This window comes from Streptomyces sp. NPDC045998 (assembly GCF_056430285.1).
The window spans coordinates 253,655-269,430 of sequence record NZ_JBWKLJ010000008.1 but is presented as its reverse complement, the minus strand read 5'-3'; the positions used below and the strand labels follow the sequence as shown (position 1 = coordinate 269,430).

General features: G+C 73.1%; 14 protein-coding genes. 6 read left to right on the top strand and 8 right to left on the bottom strand.

Translation table 11 applies throughout. From position 1 onward, the window contains the following. Positions 1-13 precede the first annotated feature (13 nt). Both AC07FJ_RS24490 and AC07FJ_RS24485 read right to left on the bottom strand, forming a co-directional pair. A complete protein-coding gene (locus AC07FJ_RS24490; RefSeq protein WP_479051432.1) occupies positions 14-712 on the bottom strand; it encodes an ArsR/SmtB family transcription factor in 699 nt (232 codons plus the stop codon). Positions 713-730: 18 nt separating this feature from the next. After that, positions 731-1,399, bottom strand: coding sequence for a TetR/AcrR family transcriptional regulator (locus tag AC07FJ_RS24485; protein ID WP_479051431.1), 669 nt, complete (start codon positions 1,397-1,399; stop codon positions 731-733). A gap of 65 nt (positions 1,400-1,464) precedes the next feature. On the opposite strand from AC07FJ_RS24485, the gene AC07FJ_RS24480 reads away from it, so the two are divergent. The 3 genes from AC07FJ_RS24480 (at position 1,465) to AC07FJ_RS24470 (ending at position 3,710) form a co-directional block, all read left to right on the top strand. Beyond that, positions 1,465-2,616: an acyl-CoA dehydrogenase family protein gene (locus AC07FJ_RS24480; RefSeq protein WP_479051430.1), complete on the top strand. Its 1,152-nt coding sequence runs from the start codon at positions 1,465-1,467 to the stop codon at positions 2,614-2,616. A 76-nt stretch (positions 2,617-2,692) separates the two neighbouring features. Next, on the top strand, positions 2,693-2,980 hold the full coding sequence (locus tag AC07FJ_RS24475; RefSeq protein WP_468289524.1) for a YiaA/YiaB family inner membrane protein: 288 nt from the start codon (positions 2,693-2,695) through the stop codon (positions 2,978-2,980). 85 nt (positions 2,981-3,065) lie between these two features. Further along, positions 3,066-3,710 (top strand): TetR/AcrR family transcriptional regulator, encoded by a 645-nt coding sequence (locus AC07FJ_RS24470; RefSeq protein ID WP_479051527.1) that lies wholly within the window; start codon positions 3,066-3,068, stop codon positions 3,708-3,710. Here AC07FJ_RS24470 and AC07FJ_RS24465 read toward each other — a convergent pair. Beyond that, a complete protein-coding gene (locus AC07FJ_RS24465) occupies positions 3,701-4,162 on the bottom strand; it encodes a MaoC family dehydratase (protein WP_361421990.1) in 462 nt (153 codons plus the stop codon). The genes AC07FJ_RS24470 and AC07FJ_RS24465 overlap by 10 nt on opposite strands. Positions 4,163-4,269: 107 nt before the next feature. Here AC07FJ_RS24465 and soxR point away from each other — a divergent pair, with 107 nt between their 5' ends. Then, the gene (soxR, locus tag AC07FJ_RS24460; RefSeq protein WP_479051429.1) at positions 4,270-4,815 is read left to right on the top strand and encodes a redox-sensitive transcriptional activator SoxR; all 546 of its coding nucleotides are present in this window, start codon (positions 4,270-4,272) and stop codon (positions 4,813-4,815) included. 21 nt (positions 4,816-4,836) lie between these two features. Here soxR and AC07FJ_RS24455 read toward each other — a convergent pair whose 3' ends face one another. The 5 genes from AC07FJ_RS24455 to AC07FJ_RS24435 all read right to left on the bottom strand — a co-directional run bounded on the left by AC07FJ_RS24455 (position 4,837) and on the right by AC07FJ_RS24435 (position 8,641). After that, positions 4,837-5,301 (bottom strand): DUF2267 domain-containing protein, encoded by a 465-nt coding sequence (locus tag AC07FJ_RS24455; RefSeq protein WP_479051428.1) that lies wholly within the window; start codon positions 5,299-5,301, stop codon positions 4,837-4,839. Between the two features lie 95 nt (positions 5,302-5,396). Further along, complete coding sequence (locus tag AC07FJ_RS24450) at positions 5,397-5,822, bottom strand: Hsp20/alpha crystallin family protein (protein WP_479051526.1); 426 nt, start codon at positions 5,820-5,822, stop codon at positions 5,397-5,399. Between the two features lie 105 nt (positions 5,823-5,927). Further along, positions 5,928-6,998 (bottom strand): RNA ligase (ATP), encoded by a 1,071-nt coding sequence (locus tag AC07FJ_RS24445; RefSeq protein WP_479051427.1) that lies wholly within the window; start codon positions 6,996-6,998, stop codon positions 5,928-5,930. A 106-nt stretch (positions 6,999-7,104) separates the two neighbouring features. Continuing rightward, positions 7,105-7,839, bottom strand: a complete 735-nt coding sequence (locus tag AC07FJ_RS24440; RefSeq protein WP_479051426.1) for a 3-keto-5-aminohexanoate cleavage protein — start codon at positions 7,837-7,839, stop codon at positions 7,105-7,107. 154 nt (positions 7,840-7,993) lie between these two features. Further along, a complete protein-coding gene (locus AC07FJ_RS24435) occupies positions 7,994-8,641 on the bottom strand; it encodes a hypothetical protein (RefSeq protein ID WP_479051425.1) in 648 nt (215 codons plus the stop codon). Between the two features lie 785 nt (positions 8,642-9,426). Between AC07FJ_RS24435 and AC07FJ_RS24430 the strand changes: the two genes are divergently transcribed. Both AC07FJ_RS24430 and AC07FJ_RS24425 read left to right on the top strand, forming a co-directional pair. Then, the gene (locus tag AC07FJ_RS24430; RefSeq protein ID WP_479051424.1) at positions 9,427-14,313 is read left to right on the top strand and encodes an RICIN domain-containing protein; all 4,887 of its coding nucleotides are present in this window, start codon (positions 9,427-9,429) and stop codon (positions 14,311-14,313) included. A 106-nt stretch (positions 14,314-14,419) separates the two neighbouring features. Continuing rightward, positions 14,420-15,760, top strand: coding sequence for a hypothetical protein (locus AC07FJ_RS24425; protein WP_479051423.1), 1,341 nt, complete (start codon positions 14,420-14,422; stop codon positions 15,758-15,760). Positions 15,761-15,776 lie beyond the last annotated feature (16 nt).

Here is a 15,776-nt window from a genome sequence, read left to right as displayed (position 1 = left end):
AACCGTTCGGCGCTCACCGCAACGTCCCGGGCTCGATCCCGAGCAGCGTGTGCAGCGCCCGCTCGCCGTCCGGCGTCACCTTCACAGCCCGCTCGGAACCGATCCGTACGCACCACCCGGCGTCGAGCGCGTGCCGGCACAGGGCCGCGCCCGCCACCCCCGCCAGATGGGGCTTGCGTTCCGTCCAGTCCAGGCCGCCGCGCGCCATCGGACGCCGCCCCTTCGGCTCCAGCGGGATCCCCCTCGCGCCGAACCAGTCCACCCCCGCGTCGGTGAGCGCGAACCCGGTGTCCTGCCGCAGCAGCCCCCGTACGGTCATGGCCTCGGTGACGGCGATGCCGAGCCTCCCGGCGAGGTGGTCGTAACACGTGCGCCCCCGCGCCATGGCGCCGTCCACGCTCGCCGCCCGCAGCGAGCGCGGCGCCCGCGGCTCCCGCCCGGCGGTCGCCTGCGCCGCCAGGTCCTCGACCAGGTGCGCGATCCGCTCCCCGGCCAGCCGCACGTACCGGTGCCGCCCCTGCCGCTCCTCCACGAGCACCCCACCCGCGACGAGCCGCCCCAGGTGCTCACTGGCGGTCGACGCCGCCACCCGCGCGTGCCGGGCCAGCTCCCCGGCGGTCCAGGCCCGCCCGTCGAGCAGGGCGAGGCAGAAGGCGGCACGCGTCTCATCGGCGAAGAGCGCCGCGAACGCGGCGAGGTCTCTGGGGGCCATGCCCCCAGGATGGCGCCCCTACTGTTCGGCGGCGGCCGAAGCGTGCCCGCGGCGTACGGTCTCGTACCGCACCGCCAGCCCGTCCAGCAGCGCCCGCAGCCCCGTCTCGAAGGCGCCCTCGTCGACCTGCTTCTGGTGCTCGGCGAGCAGGTGCGCCTGGCCCAGGTGCGGGTAGTCGGCGGGGTCGTACGCCGTCTCGTCGTCGACGAAGCCGCGCGCGAAGGAGCCGAGGGCCGAGCCGGTGATGAAGTACCGCATCAGCGCGCCGATGTGGGTGGCGTGCGCCGGTGGCCAGCCCGCGCGGACCATCGCGCCGAAGACGGCGTCGGCCACGCGCAGGCCGGCCGGGCGGCGGCCGGGGCCGCGGGCGAGGACGGGCACGATGTGCGGGTGGTCGGCGAGCGCGGCGCGGTAGGAGACCGCCCAGTCGTGCAGGGCCGTACGCCAGTCGCGGCCGTCGGCCTCGTCGAACATCGACAGGTCGATCTGGGCGCTGACGGAGTCGGCGACCGCGTCCAGGATCTCGTCCTTGTTGCGGAAGTGGTTGTAGAGCGAGGGCCCGCTGACGCCGAGTTCGGCGGCGAGGCGGCGGGTCGAGACCGCGTCAAGGCCCTCCGCGTCCACGAGCGCGAGCGCCGTGGTGACGATGCGTTCTCTGCTGAGGAGGGGCTTGCGCGGTCGGGCCATGCGGCACATAGTAGGCCCTGCCGAAAAGAAACTAGCAGTGATAGTTAACGGGAGGGTGTCGCGCCGTGGACCTGGAGCTGAGCGAGGAGCAGGCGGCCGTCCGGCGGCTCGCCGAGGAGTTCGTGCGGCGCGAGATCGCCCCGCACGTCGTCGCCTGGGACCGCGCCGAGAGCGTCGACCGGTCGATCGTGAAGAAGCTCGGCGAGGTCGGCTTCCTCGGCCTCACCATCCCCGAGGAGTACGGCGGCAGCGGCGGCGACCACCTCGCGTACTGCCTGGTCACCGAGGAGCTGGGGCGCGGCGACTCCTCCGTCCGCGGCATCGTCTCGGTCTCGCTCGGCCTGGTCACCAAGACCATCGCCGCCTGGGGCAGCGAGGAGCAGAAGCGCCACTGGCTGCCCCGCCTCACCGCCGGGGACGCCCTGGGCTGCTTCGGCCTCACCGAACCCGGCACCGGCTCCGACGCCGGAAGCCTCACCACCCGCGCGGTGCGCGACGGCGAGGACTACGTCGTCAACGGCAGCAAGATGTTCATCACCAACGGCACCTGGGCCGATGTGGTCCTCCTCTTCGCCCGCACCAACGACACCCCCGGCCACCGGGGCGTCTCCGCCTTCCTCGTACCGGCCGACACCCCCGGCCTGACCCGCCGCACCGTCCACGGCAAGCTCGGCCTGCGCGGGCAGGCCACCGCCGAGCTGATCCTGGAGGACGTGCGGGTGCCCGCCTCCGCCCTCCTGGGCCCCGAGGGCAAGGGCTTCTCGATCGCGATGTCGGCGCTCGCCAAGGGCCGCATGTCGGTCGCCGCCGGGTGCGTCGGCATCGCACAGGCGGCGCTGGACGCGGCCGTGCGGTACGCGGGCGAGCGCGAGCAGTTCGGCAAGCCGATCGCCTCGTACCAGCTCGTGCAGGAACTGATCAGCGACATCGCCGTGGACGTCGACGCGGCCCGGCTGCTGACCTGGCGGGTGGCCGATCTCGTCGACCGGGGAGAGGAGTTCGCCACCGCCGCCTCCCAGGCGAAGCTCTTCGCCTCCGAGGCCGCCGTACGCTGCGCCAACAACGCCCTCCAGGTCTTCGGCGGTTACGGCTACATCGACGAGTACCCGGTCGGCAAACTGCTGCGCGACGCGCGCGTGATGACGCTCTACGAGGGCACCAGCCAGATCCAGAAGCTCATCATCGGGCGGGCGCTGACGGGCGTCTCCGCCTTCTGAGTACGGCTTCTTGAGTACCGCCTCTGAGTACGGGAGCGGATGTGGCCCCGGCCACAGCACGCGCATGCTTTCCCGCATGAGTGACACACCGGTCAAGCAGCAGAACACGGCCGCCTACTACGGCCAGGCCGTGGCCTCCTTCGCGCTCGCCCTGGGCGCGGTGGCCATCGGCATCTTCAACCTGGAGGCGGACGCCTGGGTCCGCGCCTTCCTCGCCATCGCGGTCCTGTACCTCACCACCTCCGCCTTCACCCTCGCCAAGGTGGTCCGCGACCGCCAGGAGGCCGGCCAGATCGTCAGCCGCGTCGACCAGGCCCGCCTGGAGAAGCTCCTGGCCGAGCACGACCCCTTCCAGAAGCTCTGAGGTGCCGGGCGCCGCGCAGCTCTAAGCGCTTGCTCACCGTCGCGGTATGGTGTTCGTCCTGCAGGTCACGGAAGGGGCGCACGCGATGAGCACGGCGGAGGAGACGGCCGGCGGCGAGGACACGCCGTGGGACGAGGTCACACCGGAGGCGGCCAGGAGGCTGCTGGTCGCCGCCGTCGACGCCTTCGCCGAGCGCGGGTACCACGCCACCACCACGCGTGACATCGCGAGCCGCGCCGGGATGAGCCCGGCCGCGCTCTACATCCACTACAAGACGAAGGAAGAGCTGCTCCACCGGATCAGCCGGATCGGCCACGTGAAGGCCCTGAAGATCCTCCAGGCCGCGGAGAGCGGCCCCGGCACCGCCGCCGAGCGGCTCGCCGACGCCGTGCGCTCCTTCGTCCGCTGGCACGCCGGCCGGCGCACCACCGCCCGGGTCGTCCAGTACGAGCTCGACTCGCTGAGCGAGGAGCACCGCGCCGAGATCCACGAGCTGCGCCGCAAGAGCGACGCGGTGGTGCGCCGCATCATCAACGACGGCGTGGCGGCGGGTGAGTTCGACGTGCCCGACGTCTCCGGCACCACCCTCGCCGTGCTCTCGCTCTGCATCGACGTGGCCCGCTGGTTCAACACCGCGGGGCGCCGGACGCCCGACGAGGTCGGCGCGCTCTACGCCGACCTCGTCCTGCGCATGGTGGGGGCCCCGGGGACGCCCCGGGCTCAGAAGTAGTAGCGGGACACCGACTCGGCGACGCACACCGGCTTGTCGCCGCCCTCGCGCTCCACCGTCACCAGCGCGGTCACCTGCACGCCGCCGCCCGCCTCCTCGACGCCCTGCAGCGCGGCGGTCGCGCGCAGCCGCGAGCCGACCGGCACGGGGGCGGGGAAGCGGACCTTGTTGGTCCCGTAGTTGACGCCCATCTTCACGCCCTCGACCCGCAGGACCTGCGGCACGAACAGCGGCAGCAGCGACAGGGTGAGGTAGCCGTGCGCGATGGTCGTGCCGAACGGGCCGGTCGCCGCCCGCTCCGGGTCCACGTGGATCCACTGGTGGTCGCCGGTGGCCTCGGCGAAGAGGTCGATCCGCTTCTGGTCGACCTCCAGCCAGTCGCTGTGGCCCAGCTGCTCGCCGACCGCGGCGCGCAGCTCGTCGGCGGACGTGAAGATCCTCGGCTCTGCCATGTCCCAGCTCCCTGACCTGACTGTGATGTCTAAGCGCTTGCTCAGCATGGTCGGGGGAGAGGGCTCCTGTCAACGGACGCTCCGGCACGGCCAGTAGGGTGCGACGGGTGCCGAAGATTCCAGAGAAGATCCACGAGCTCACGGTCGGACAGCTGTCCGCGCGCAGTGGCGCGGCCGTGTCCGCCCTGCACTTCTACGAGTCCAAGGGCCTGATCAGCAGCCGGCGCACCAGCGGCAACCAGCGCCGGTACGGCAGGGACGCGCTGCGCCGCGTGGCCTTCGTCCGCGCCGCGCAACGCGTCGGCATCCCGCTCGCCACGATCCGGGACGCCCTCGCCGAACTCCCCGAAGAGCGCACGCCGACCCGGGAGGACTGGGCCCGCCTCTCCGAGGCCTGGCGCTCGGAGCTGGACGAACGCATCAAGCAGCTCAGCCGGTTGCGCGACCACCTCACCGACTGCATCGGATGCGGCTGCCTGTCGCTGAAGACGTGCGTGCTGTCCAACCCGGACGACGTCTTCGGTGAGCGCCTGGCCGGCTCCCGCCTCATGCCCGAGGCCGCCCGCCCGAAGCCCGCGCCGGCCGCAACGGACGACTGCGACGGACGACTGAAGCGGACGGCCGAAGCGGACGGCCGAGGATCAGGCGGCTGACCGGGCCGCGGGGCGGGCCGCCTACTCGGAGGTCGCGAACCGTTCGGGCCGCTCGGCCCGGTCCTGGTACGGCTGCTCGTCGGGCTCCCGCTCCACCATGCCGGGCCGGCCGAAGAGCAGGTCGTAGCCCGGCGGCAGCTGGAGCAGGACCCGCCGCATCAGGTCCTCGTCCGCCGTGTCGGCCACGACGCTCAGCACGGCGCCGATGTCCCACGTGGCGGTCTCCTCGGTGGCGCCCTCTATCCACGCGGCGGTCGCGCGGACGAACCGCTCCGGGCTGAGGGGCTCCGCCGCGGTGAGCGGGTTGAGCAGGACCAGGGCGCACGTCTCCGGCAGCCCGGCGGCCAGCTCGGCCCGCTCGTTGCCGACCAGGTGTGCGCCCAGCAGGGCGAGGACGACGCGGGTGGCGCGGTCGGCCTCCCGCCGTGACGGGTATTCGCCGCGTTCCTGCACCGACGTCAGGAACGCGTCCCACTGCATGCGCATGGTTCTCCCTGGGCCTTTCGACCGGTGGGCCGGGGGCGGTGGGGCCGGGGAGGGGCCCACCGCCCCCGTACGGTGAGGTGTGGCCGCCGCCCGGCTCAGCCGCTGATCTCCTTGCGGTCGCCGCCGCCGCTGATGGAGATCTTGCGCGGCTTCGCCTGCTCGGCGACCGGGATCCGCAGCGTCAGGACACCCATGTCGTACGACGCGTCGATACGGTCGGTGTCCAGGGTCTCGCCGAGGAAGAGCTGGCGGCTGAAGGTGCCGGCCGTCCGCTCCGCGATCACCATCTCGGCCCCCTCCTCCGGGGCCGTACGGCGCTCGGCCCGGACGGTGAGGACGTTCCGCTCGACGTCCAGGTCGATGGCGTCCGGTGTGACCCCCGGGAGGTCGAGCCGCACGACGAAGGCGTCCCCCTCGCGGTAGGCGTCCATCGGCATGGCCGCGGGGTGCGCGGCGGTGCCCATCAGCCGCTCGGTGAGCCGGTCGAGCTCACGGAAGGGGTCGGTACGCATCAGCATCATCGGTCCCTCCTCTGTCTGCTCCATGTCCTCACAGATGGTGCTGACCGTTACATCTCCTTCTATAGCGCGCCATCCCGAAGTTGACAAGAGGGGACTCAAGAAACCTCACTCGTATTCGGTGCCGCCCTTCCGGGTCAGGTACGCCGGGCTGACCACCTTCGCGATGGCCCGCCCGCCCACGACCGGGCTGTACCGCTCGACGGCCGGCCGGATCACCACGCCCTCCCGCAGGTGCAGTCCCCGCCCCGACACCGTCTCCCGGCCGGTCGCCAGCTCCAGCACGGTCGCGATGTCGTACGGCCCCGCGTACAGCCGCGGTACGAGCGGCAGCTCGTCGGCCGGCAGCTCGTCCGCGCCCAGCCAGCGCACGCGGCCGTCGATCTCGGCCGACACGTCGAAGACCGCGTACCCCACGCCCTCCTCGGCGCGGCCGTTCGCCCCGTACGCCAGGTCCTGGACCCCCGCGCCGTACACCTCGCCGAAGATCCCGACCCGCGTGGCGCCGAGACGGGCGGCGAGGCGCGCGGCGACCGCCGGGACGTCGTACGCACGCACGGCCCGCCAGTACAGGTTGCCGGGGTCCTCCTGCAACGCCAGCCCCTTGGCGCCGAATCCCTTCGAGGAGACGTACACCCGCTCGTCCTCGGCGACGTACGTCACCAGACAGGCGGTGCCGTGGACCTTCTCCGTCAGCACCACCGGTTCACCCGGCTCGAAGACGTCCGGGTACCGCTGGACGTTCTCGATGTCGACCCACGGCAGCAGGTCGGGCGCCGCCTCCACCTCGCCGTCCATCGTCGTCGGCACCGGTGGCACCCACTTGGTGACGCCCAGCAGCTCCGCGAAGTCCGTCCCCTCGGCGGCGGCGCGCACCAGGTCCACGTCCGCGAGCGCGCGCGGCCGGCACACGATGCCCTGCGACAACTCCCCGCGCAGCCGCACCGCCTTGACGCGGTCGGACGCCTTCCCCGCCAGACGCCCGGTCAGCCCCAGCTCCGCTATGAGCTCGGGCGGCAGCACGGCCTGCTCCGGTATGTACACGGCGGCGTCGCCGCTGCGATAGGCGCCCTTGGCGACGACGGCCCGGTACAGGCCCACTTGGGCCAGCTCCAGGGCATCGGCGTTCGGATGCTCGTGGACGGTCAGCAGTTCGGCGGTGACGCGCAGCGTCGACATGGCGGCGACTCCTCGGGGTGGGTCGTGCGTTCAGTGGTGTTTTCGCATCGCCGCCCACTGTTCCGGCGCCGAATCGGCTGGCCCAGCGGTTTTCCGGCTGGTAGCGTCACGCGCTTCCGGGCAGCCGCGGCCCCGGCCCCAGCCGCCGAACCGCCTCCACCAGCTGGGCGTTGGACCGGGCGGGCCGCCCGTCCGGCAGGAGCAGGGTGTCCTCCAGGCCGATGCGGGTGTCCAGCCCCAGGCGTATCGCGAGCCCCGCCACGGGCCACGCCCCGCCGTCCTCGCCGTGCAGCAGCACCGGTACGCCGTGGGCCGCGCCCAGCTCGTCCAGCAGGGACCGGGCCGTGGCCGGCGCGGTCGCGGGGTCCGGGTCCGCCACCTCGGCCAGCACCCGCGTCACGCGGGGCGCCAGGGGAGAGGCCAGGAAGCGGCGTGCCGCGTCCGTCCCCGACCGGATGCCCGCCTCCACGCCCACGCCGCGCTCCAGCAGCGCGGCCGCGACCTCCTCGGCGCCGGGCTCGTCCCAGTTGACCGAAGCGTGGTCGGGCAGCACCGTCCACGAGCGCACCCGCTCCACGCGGCGCACCGGGTCTGGCTCGGCCCACGCGCCGGTGGTCACCCCGACCGGCACGTCCACCGCGTCCCGTATCGCGGTGATGACGGGCGCCAGCACGCGTGCCGACAGCGTGTCGTGGCCGCACGGCGTCTTGGGATGCACGTGCACGTCGGCGGCGCCGGCCGCCACGGCACCGGCCGCCGACTCGGCCATGGACGCGGGAGACAGGGGCACGACCGCGGAATCACCGGCTCCGCGGGCCCCGTTGAGACAGACCTGGATCATGTCTCGATGGTGGCACCCGCCACTGACAACGGACCGGTGCACCGGCGCCGCCGCCGGTACCGGGACCCCACCCCGGTCCGGCGCACCACGCCCCCGCGGCCGTGCGCCCCCGTACCCCGTGTATCCCCCGTTGCCCCGTCACGTCCGACTCGTCTCACCCCACCGACACGAGTTCCCTGCGCGACCGCGCCCGCTCCTCCGTCCGCGCCCCCGGCCGCATCCGCCGCTTGGCCGCCGCCAGCGCCTCGGGGGTCAGCACGGGCTGCGGCACCACGATCCCGCAGCCCGTGCAGACGGGCCCGAACCACGGTTCCGCGCTCAGCTCCGGCCGCCACACGATCCGGTCGTCCGCGCACACCGGGCAGTCCTCCCCGGGTGCCGACTCCAGCGCCTTGATCAGCCGGCGCAGGGCGTCCGCGAGCGGCAGCGTCGGATGCACCGACGGGTCGTCGCACCGGGCGATGCCGTTGCCGCCCCAGGTGCGCCGGTGCCAGTCGTCGATCCAGCCCGGCCGGCGCAGCCCGTCGTGCTTCTCGCGCTTGCGGCGCGCCGCGAACTCCTCCTCGTACGCGAGCCACACGGCCCGCGCCTCCTCCACCTCGTCGAGCGCGGCCACCAGCCGCGCCGGATCCGGCGCCCGGTCCTCGGGCCCGAACCTGTGCCTGCTGCACAGGTGGTCCCACGTGGCGCGGTGCCCGTAAGGGGCGAACCGCTCCAGGCACTTGCGCAGCGAATACCGCCGCAGCGCCAGATCGCACTCCGGATCGCGTACTTGTCTCGCAAGACTGCGGAAACCGGCCATCGCCCTGCCACCTCCGTCGCTCGTACTTCGGCGTCGATGAATGGACGTACGAGTGCCCGTTCCGGCTCCATCGAAAAACGGATGGGAGCCATCATCGGTACATCTGGCGCGAAACGTGCCCGTCGCGCCGTGTGGGGCGGTGCCGCGAAGGTGACGGCCGGTCACCTCGCCGCGTGCCCGTACCGCCCGTTACCCCGAGTCAGTCCCTCTGCGGCCTGCCCGGCCCCACGACGGCGCACCGGAGGCCGGCACGGCTCGGAACAGCCGCCCCCGCCGTGCCCACCCCGCCCGTCCCGGCCGCCCGGCCGGTGACATCCAGGCCACCGGCGCCGGCAGCGGGCCACTGGGCAACTGACCGCGGCCGAGGCGCTCTTGCGGCGGCGGAAGGCTCTTGCCGAGGGGTAGGGGGCTGTTTAGGGTGAGCCCTGCGCGCGGAGGGATCTTGACCCGGTCCGTTGATCCGCGCACACATCGATCGGCGTCCGGGGAGGGAACGCCGTGGGGGAGGGGGATCAGCCATGCCGTGTCACCGGCTCATCGTGACGGCCGCTTCGACGGGCTCCGACTGATCGGCGGCCGCCCGGCCACCCCTCGCGCCTCCGAGCGCCTGACGTCTCCCGCGCACCTGACGTCTCCCGCGCACCTCAAGCACCCCACGCGACCCCAGCGCCCCGAGCCGCCCCCTGTTTCCATGAAGGGATACCCCCGTGCGCCCGAGACCAGGGTTGTCGAGAAGCAGATCGTCGTCACGCAGATCCTTCGCTCTCACGCCTTTCGTCACCTCCGTGACCGCCGCCGCGCTCCTCGGCGGCCTCGCCGTCCAGCCCGACCTGCTCGGCCGTACCGAGCTGCGGGCCGCGCCCGCGAACGCCACGTACGACTGGAACGAGGACACCCCCGCCGAGCAACTGCGGCAGGACCAGTGCCTGATGACCGACGTGCTGCGGCTGGGCGGCCCCGAGATGGCCACCGTCGCCCAGGACGGCCTCAACCAACCGCAGGAGCAGCTGCACGCCCTCGCGAACCGTCAGCACTGGGAGCAGACCCCGCTGGCGCAGGCGTACGCCAAGGACCGGGCCGCCGTGACACGGGAGCTCAAAGCCCTCGAGACGCGGCGGGGTGCCTGGGCAGCGCCACTGGAGGGGCTGGAGACGCCGGGCGGCTTCACCGTCGCCGACTTCCACTCGCCCCCGGGCTCGCCGGGCGACGGCAAGGAGGACTTCCACTCCCAGACCGGCCTGGCCAAGTGGATCGCCGAGCGGTTCTGGAAGGAGGACTCCGACTTCTACCGGGATTCCACTCCCCTGGCCGACGAGAAGACCGTCAAGGCGGTCAAGGAGCTGGGCGCCCCCCTCTACGGGAAGGACCCCGACCCGCAGTCCCCGGACTGGAACCGGGACATCGCCGAGCGGGACGCGTTCGCACGCCTGGTGGACTGGTCCCTGGAGCCGACCAGCGCCGACAACGCCCGGCTGTTCCTCGCGTCCGGTGGCTTCCCGCGTACGGCTCCGGCGCCGGGGTCCGCGGAGTTCCGCATCGGCGTGGAGGACCTGAAGGCCCGGTTCGCGTCGTGCGCCTGGCGCGACCCGATCGACCCGAACAAGGTGCTCGGCACGATGGGCACCACCGCCGCGGCCGAGTGGCAGGAGGAGATCGCCTCGCAGGCGGCGCAGCGCGACCAGATCCTCGCCGCCAACAAGGACGCCACCCAAGCGCTCGCCACCGGCGCGAAGGCGATGGGTGAGCTGCTGGGCCGCTCGTGGATCGCCGACCACCTGGCGCAGTGGCAGGACTACTGGTCGCCGGGCGGGCTCGGCTGGATCGGCGACAGCCCCGCCGCCATCGAGGTGCCCGCGGCCCCCGGCAAGTGCCTCGACCTGGCGGGTGGCGCGTCGGCCAACGGCACCCCGGTCCAGATCTACACCTGCAACGGGTCCGCCGGGCAGAAGTGGCTCCTGGAAGGCGGCGGACAGCACCAGCGGCTGCGCGGCCTCGGCTCCCAGAAGTGCCTCGAGGTGGCGGGCGGCAAGACCGACAACGGCGCGAAGATCCAGATCGCGACGTGCAACGAGAGCCCGGCGCAGACCTGGGAGTACAACCCGCGCGCCAAGACGGCCCTGAAGAACGCCGCCACCGGCAAGTGCGTCGACCTGCACACCTACGACAACGGCCGCGACGCGTGGCAGTGGGCCTGCAACGGCACCGGCCCGCAGCAGTTCACCATCAAGCCGTCCGGGAGCAACGGCGCCGACAGCCTCGGCTACCCGGACAAGGCGCAGTTCGACAAGGCGAAGCGGGGCATCGTCGCCGCGCAGGCCGCCGCGACGCGCGAGCTCGCCGTCCTCAAGGCGCAGGCCGCCGCGGCGAAGAAGGCGGTCACCGCCTCCGACACCGCCGAACAGGCCGCCTACGCCATCGCCGACCAGAAGGGCGCGCCGCGCGGTCGCGGCCTGCTGGTGGGCCAGCAGAAGGCACAGGTCACCAAGGGCGCGGCCGCCGCGCTGGAGGCCCTGGTGAAGGCCGGTGAGACCGCCGAGGCCGCGACCCGCGCCTCCGCCGGCGACAGCGCCACCATCGCCCAGCGCGCCCTGGCCCAGGCCGCGCAGTCCAAGGCGGAGTTCCGCAAGGAGGCCGCGCACGCGGCCGAGCTGCAGGCCAAGGCGGCGGCGGACGCGGCCAAGGTGCACCGGGACAACGCCAAGAAGGACAAGGAGACCGCGGAGGCGAAGCTCGCGGAGGCCCTGAAGGCGGAGGGCGACGCCAAGGCGGCCGCCGCCGACGCCCACGCCAAGCGGCTCGCGGCCGAGGCCGAGGAGAAGACGGCCGAGAAGGAGATGCGCACCGCGGCGGCCAAGCAGGCCGAGGCGGCGCAGCACCGCGAGACCGCCGAGACCGAGGCGGGCAAGGCGAAGGACGCCAAGGACAAGGCCGAGTCGGCCGAGGCGACCGCCGTCCAGAAGAAGAACGCCGCCGTGACCGCCCGCGACAAGGCCCGTGACCTGCGGGACGACGCGTGGGACGCCGAGCAGAAGGCCGACGCGGCACGCGCCAAGGCGGACGCGAAGGAGGCGTACGCCCAGGCCCACGAATCGGACGCCAACGCGCAGGAGGCCCGCGCGGCGGCCGACGCGGCCGACAAGTACGCCACCGACGCCGAGACGGCGGCGAAGAACGCGCGCGGCGCGGCGGACGCGGCGACCCAGGCCGCGGCCGACGCGGACGCCGCGGCCACCCGCGCCGAGTCGGCCGCCAAGCGGGCCCGCGCCGACGCGGACGCCGCCCAGGCCGCGAAGCTGCGGGCGGACGCGGCCGTGAAGACCGCGACCAGCGCGGCGGCCGACGCGATCGCCGCCGCGCAGCACGCCGCCGCGGAGGCCCGCGCGGCCGTCAAGCTCGCCGACGAGGCGGAGGCCCACGCCAAGACCGCCAAGGACCACGCCGACGAGGCGAACAAGGAGGCCGCCAAGGCCCTGGCGGCCGCGGCGAAGGCCGCCGGCTTCGCCCATGTCACCGCGCGGGCCGCCGTGGACGCCGGGAAGGCCGCCGCGCAGGTGGCCAAGCCGGCCAACGACGCGATCCAGCTGGGCTCCCCGTACGTCACGAAGGACTCGGCCGCCGGTCTGGTCGTCCTGACGGGCCAGGCGTCCAAGTCGATCGCCGAGCAGCAGAAGGCCGTCGCGGACGCCCACGCGAAGAACGCGCAGGAGGAGGCCGCCGCGGCCATGGCCCTCGCGCAGACGGCGCAGGGCGACGCGAAGGCCGCGTACCAGCACGCCGCCAACGCGGCCAACCACGCGTCCCAGGCCCGGACGTACGCCAAGGAGGCCCTCGGCTACGCGGCCGACGCCGCACTCGCGGCGTCCAAGGCGGCACAGTCGCTGGCCCGCACGGTCGAGTACGGCCGGCAGGCCGCCGAGGACGCCGCGGCCGCCGACAAGGCGGCCGGACGCGCCGAGGGCCACGCCAAGGCGGCCCGCGACTCCGCCGACCAGGCGGCGCTCGACGCGCAGGCCGCACGCGAGGCAGCCGCGGCGGCGGAACAGGCCGCGAAGGACGCCCGCGCCGCGGCGACCCGCGCGGACCAGGCCGCCACGGAGGCCGAACAGGCGGCGAAGGACGCGGACAAGTACGCCAAGGAGGCACAGGAGGCGTACGAGTCCGCCGAGCGGAAGACGGCCAACGAACAGGTCGCGAAGGGCGCGGGCACCGGCATCGGCGGCATGTTCTACGTCGTCGACGACGAGAGCCTCGAGATCACCGACGCGAAGCAGCAGAACGACTGCGTCATCACGGCCGGCTTCGAGGGCTGCGAGGTCACCTACCTCGTGACGTTCAACGTGAACGTCGACTTCTTCCTCTGCACCAACCCGGACGTTCCGGCCACGGCCTCCGGCTGCCCCTCCGAGGACACGCTCCCGCTGGGAACGGAGCCGTTCAAGGGGCTGAAGAAGGAGGTCACCGAGTACTTCAGCAAGCTCGACATCATCAAGCAGACCGTCGTCTACCAGATCCTGAAGGCGGTCCTGGTCCAGGACTTCCTGGACTGCTGGCACGGCAGCGCGAGCGGCTGCGCCTGGGCGGCGAGCAACTTCATCCCGGGCAAGGCGTTCGACAAGGTCGCGGACGCCATCCGCGCCCTGGACGCGGCGATGAACACCGGCGTGAACGTCCGGGACGCGTTCAACGCCCTGAAGGCCCTGGACGAGCTGGACCCGGCGACGCTCGCCCGCATCGAGAACACGGTCAACCTGTACGAGGACATGGTCACGTCCTGCCGGATCAACAGCTTCCCGGGCGACACCCAGGTGCTGATGGCGGACGGCAGCCACAAGGCGATCAGCGAGATACGCCGCGGCGACCGGGTCCTGGCAGCCGACCCCGAGCGCGGCGTGCGGGCCCCGCAGGCCGTCACCGCGACCTACACACACGACACCGACCGGCTGGTGGACATCGCCTTCGCCGACGGATCACGGCTGACCAGCACCGCCGGCCACCGCGTGTACGTGGTGGGGGCCGGCTGGACCCTCGTGTCGGAGCTGCGCGCGGGCGACGCCCTGCGCACGCCGGACGGCGAGGTGCACCGCGTCAGCGGGCTGACGGACCGGTCGGGGATCGCGCCCCGGACGGTCTTCGACCTCACGGTCGACGGACTGCACACGTTCTACGTGCGTGCCGAGGGGCTGCGCGAGTCCGAGGACGTCCTGGTCCACAACTGCGGGAACCTCACGGACGAGGACATCTATCCGCAGACCGGGGCCCACACCCTGGAAAGGCACGTCAGGCCGAACCGGCGGCAGGCCGAGGACTTCGCCATCGAGAACAGGAACAACGGCCGTCTGCCGATCAACACGGTGTGGACCAACCAGGACATCGCCCAGCAGGCGGTCGACCGGGCTCTGGCCAACTACTTCTTCCCCCACGGCAAGAGGAGAGAGGCCAGCTTCGACAGACTGGACGACTTCATCCACCGACGCGGCCAGTTCAAGGAAGTGCACGAGTTCCGGCTTCCGGACTTCACGTGGCGTCAGTACCCGTCCTTGGGAACGGTGTACAAAGCAGACCGTTCGACCCCGGTCCCGGCAGGCAACACGGTCCGGGTCATCCTGAAACGCCTCCCGAAGAAGCGCGGACACGAGGGCTTCATCGTCTACACGGCCTACCCGCTCCCGTAGGCATGACCGCCGCTCGTCACCTCTGATCTCCTGTGGTGGGCCCGCTCCGTCGTGTCGAGGGAGCGGGCCCACCGTTATGACCGCGTACACACCCGGAAGGGCTTCCATGGCAAGACGGCGCGAGATGTACGGCCTCCTCTACGAAGGTGACTTCGGGCTCAGCGCACTCACCGAGCGGCTGTCCCGCGAAGACCGTGCCGACGTGGCACGGGCGCTGGAGCTGGCGGCCGAGGTGGCGGTCCTGGGCGAGGGCGAGGGGGCCGTGGAACTGGCGGTCGACGTGGGGTGCCTGCTCGGCTCGGACCTGCCGGAGGACGTGCTGCACACGGCCTGGCTCGCAGCGACACACGGGCGCTTCGACCCGGCCGGCCACGGCATGACCGTGCGGGACTGGCTGCGCCGGCTCGCCGCCGCGTACCCGGCACGCCCCCGTGAGCAGCCCCGCGGCCCGCAGGGCATGTGGCACCGGCCCGACGTGGACGAGCGGGAGCTGCGCGCGGCCGTGGTCGCCGAGGTCCACGGCTGCGCGGACGATGTGGCGGCCGCGATGACGAGCGACGGGACGCCGTCCGGCCCGTCGGCCGCCTCCGTACCGGCGGCTCTCGAGCGCATCGTCCGGGAAGCCGACGCGGACCTCGGGCTCCGGTTCTTCCTGCGGGTGCTGAAGGCGTACGGCGTCCCGGTCGCCAAGGACCGGTACGACCGGCTCATGGAGCTCGACGCCCGGCTCGGCTACCCGGGGCCCCTGGTGTACGACGGCCTTACCGTGCGGTGGCCGCCCGTCGACCCCGCCCGGCGTGACGGCTCGGGCGACTTCGGCCTCTCCGCGCTCACCTCGTGGTTCGTCCACCACACGGGCGAGGACACTCCGCGGGAGCAGGTCCGGAAAGCCGCGGCCGCCGACGGCACCGCCGAGACGCCCGGTTCGGCGGCGGCCGCGCTGCTCGTGGACGTGACCCGCCTGCTGGAGTCCCCCCTGTCCGCCGACACGCTCGCCACGCTGTGGTCGGCCGCGTCGGACCGGGGCTTCAACCCCGACCTGCTCGGCATGGACGCGAGGGACTGGCTCGGCCTCATCGCCGAGGTGTGCCGGGAGCGGCTCCGGGAGGTCGCCCCGTCGTACGCGCCCGTCCTGCCTCCAGTACGCGCCGACCTCAGGGACGACGTCCTGCGCGAGGTGCGCGCGGCGGCGCCGCTGCTGGTGGACCGTGTCATCAGTCCCCACTGGCACGGGATCCCGGGCCCCACCGCGGCCGCGGCGGTCGAGCAGGTCGTCACCCGGGTCGACCCCGACCTCGGGTTCCGGCTGCTCCTGCGTCTCCTGCGGGTCCTGAACGCCCCGCTCACCGCGGAGCGGTACGCCCGCTGCGTCGCGCTCGGCGCACGCTTCGGCCACGGTGGGCTCCTCGTGTCCGGCAGTCTGGACCTCCTCGTGCTCCCCGACTGACCGTCAGGGCTCACGG

Excerpts from the sequence above, each read along its gene's own strand:
- AC07FJ_RS24490 (WP_479051432.1), bottom strand. The coding sequence starts at position 712 with ATGGCCCCCAGAGACCTCGCCGCGTTCGCGGCGCTCTTCGCCGATGAG.
- AC07FJ_RS24485 (WP_479051431.1), bottom strand. The coding sequence starts at position 1,399 with ATGGCCCGACCGCGCAAGCCCCTCCTCAGCAGAGAACGCATCGTCACC.
- AC07FJ_RS24475 (WP_468289524.1), top strand. The coding sequence starts at position 2,693 with ATGAGTGACACACCGGTCAAGCAGCAGAACACGGCCGCCTACTACGGC.
- AC07FJ_RS24470 (WP_479051527.1), top strand. The coding sequence starts at position 3,066 with ATGAGCACGGCGGAGGAGACGGCCGGCGGCGAGGACACGCCGTGGGAC.
- AC07FJ_RS24465 (WP_361421990.1), bottom strand. The coding sequence starts at position 4,162 with ATGGCAGAGCCGAGGATCTTCACGTCCGCCGACGAGCTGCGCGCCGCG.
- AC07FJ_RS24455 (WP_479051428.1), bottom strand. The coding sequence starts at position 5,301 with ATGCGCATGCAGTGGGACGCGTTCCTGACGTCGGTGCAGGAACGCGGC.
- AC07FJ_RS24450 (WP_479051526.1), bottom strand. The coding sequence starts at position 5,822 with ATGATGCTGATGCGTACCGACCCCTTCCGTGAGCTCGACCGGCTCACC.
- AC07FJ_RS24445 (WP_479051427.1), bottom strand. The coding sequence starts at position 6,998 with ATGTCGACGCTGCGCGTCACCGCCGAACTGCTGACCGTCCACGAGCAT.
- AC07FJ_RS24440 (WP_479051426.1), bottom strand. The coding sequence starts at position 7,839 with ATGATCCAGGTCTGTCTCAACGGGGCCCGCGGAGCCGGTGATTCCGCG.
- AC07FJ_RS24435 (WP_479051425.1), bottom strand. The coding sequence starts at position 8,641 with ATGGCCGGTTTCCGCAGTCTTGCGAGACAAGTACGCGATCCGGAGTGC.
- AC07FJ_RS24425 (WP_479051423.1), top strand. The coding sequence starts at position 14,420 with ATGGCAAGACGGCGCGAGATGTACGGCCTCCTCTACGAAGGTGACTTC.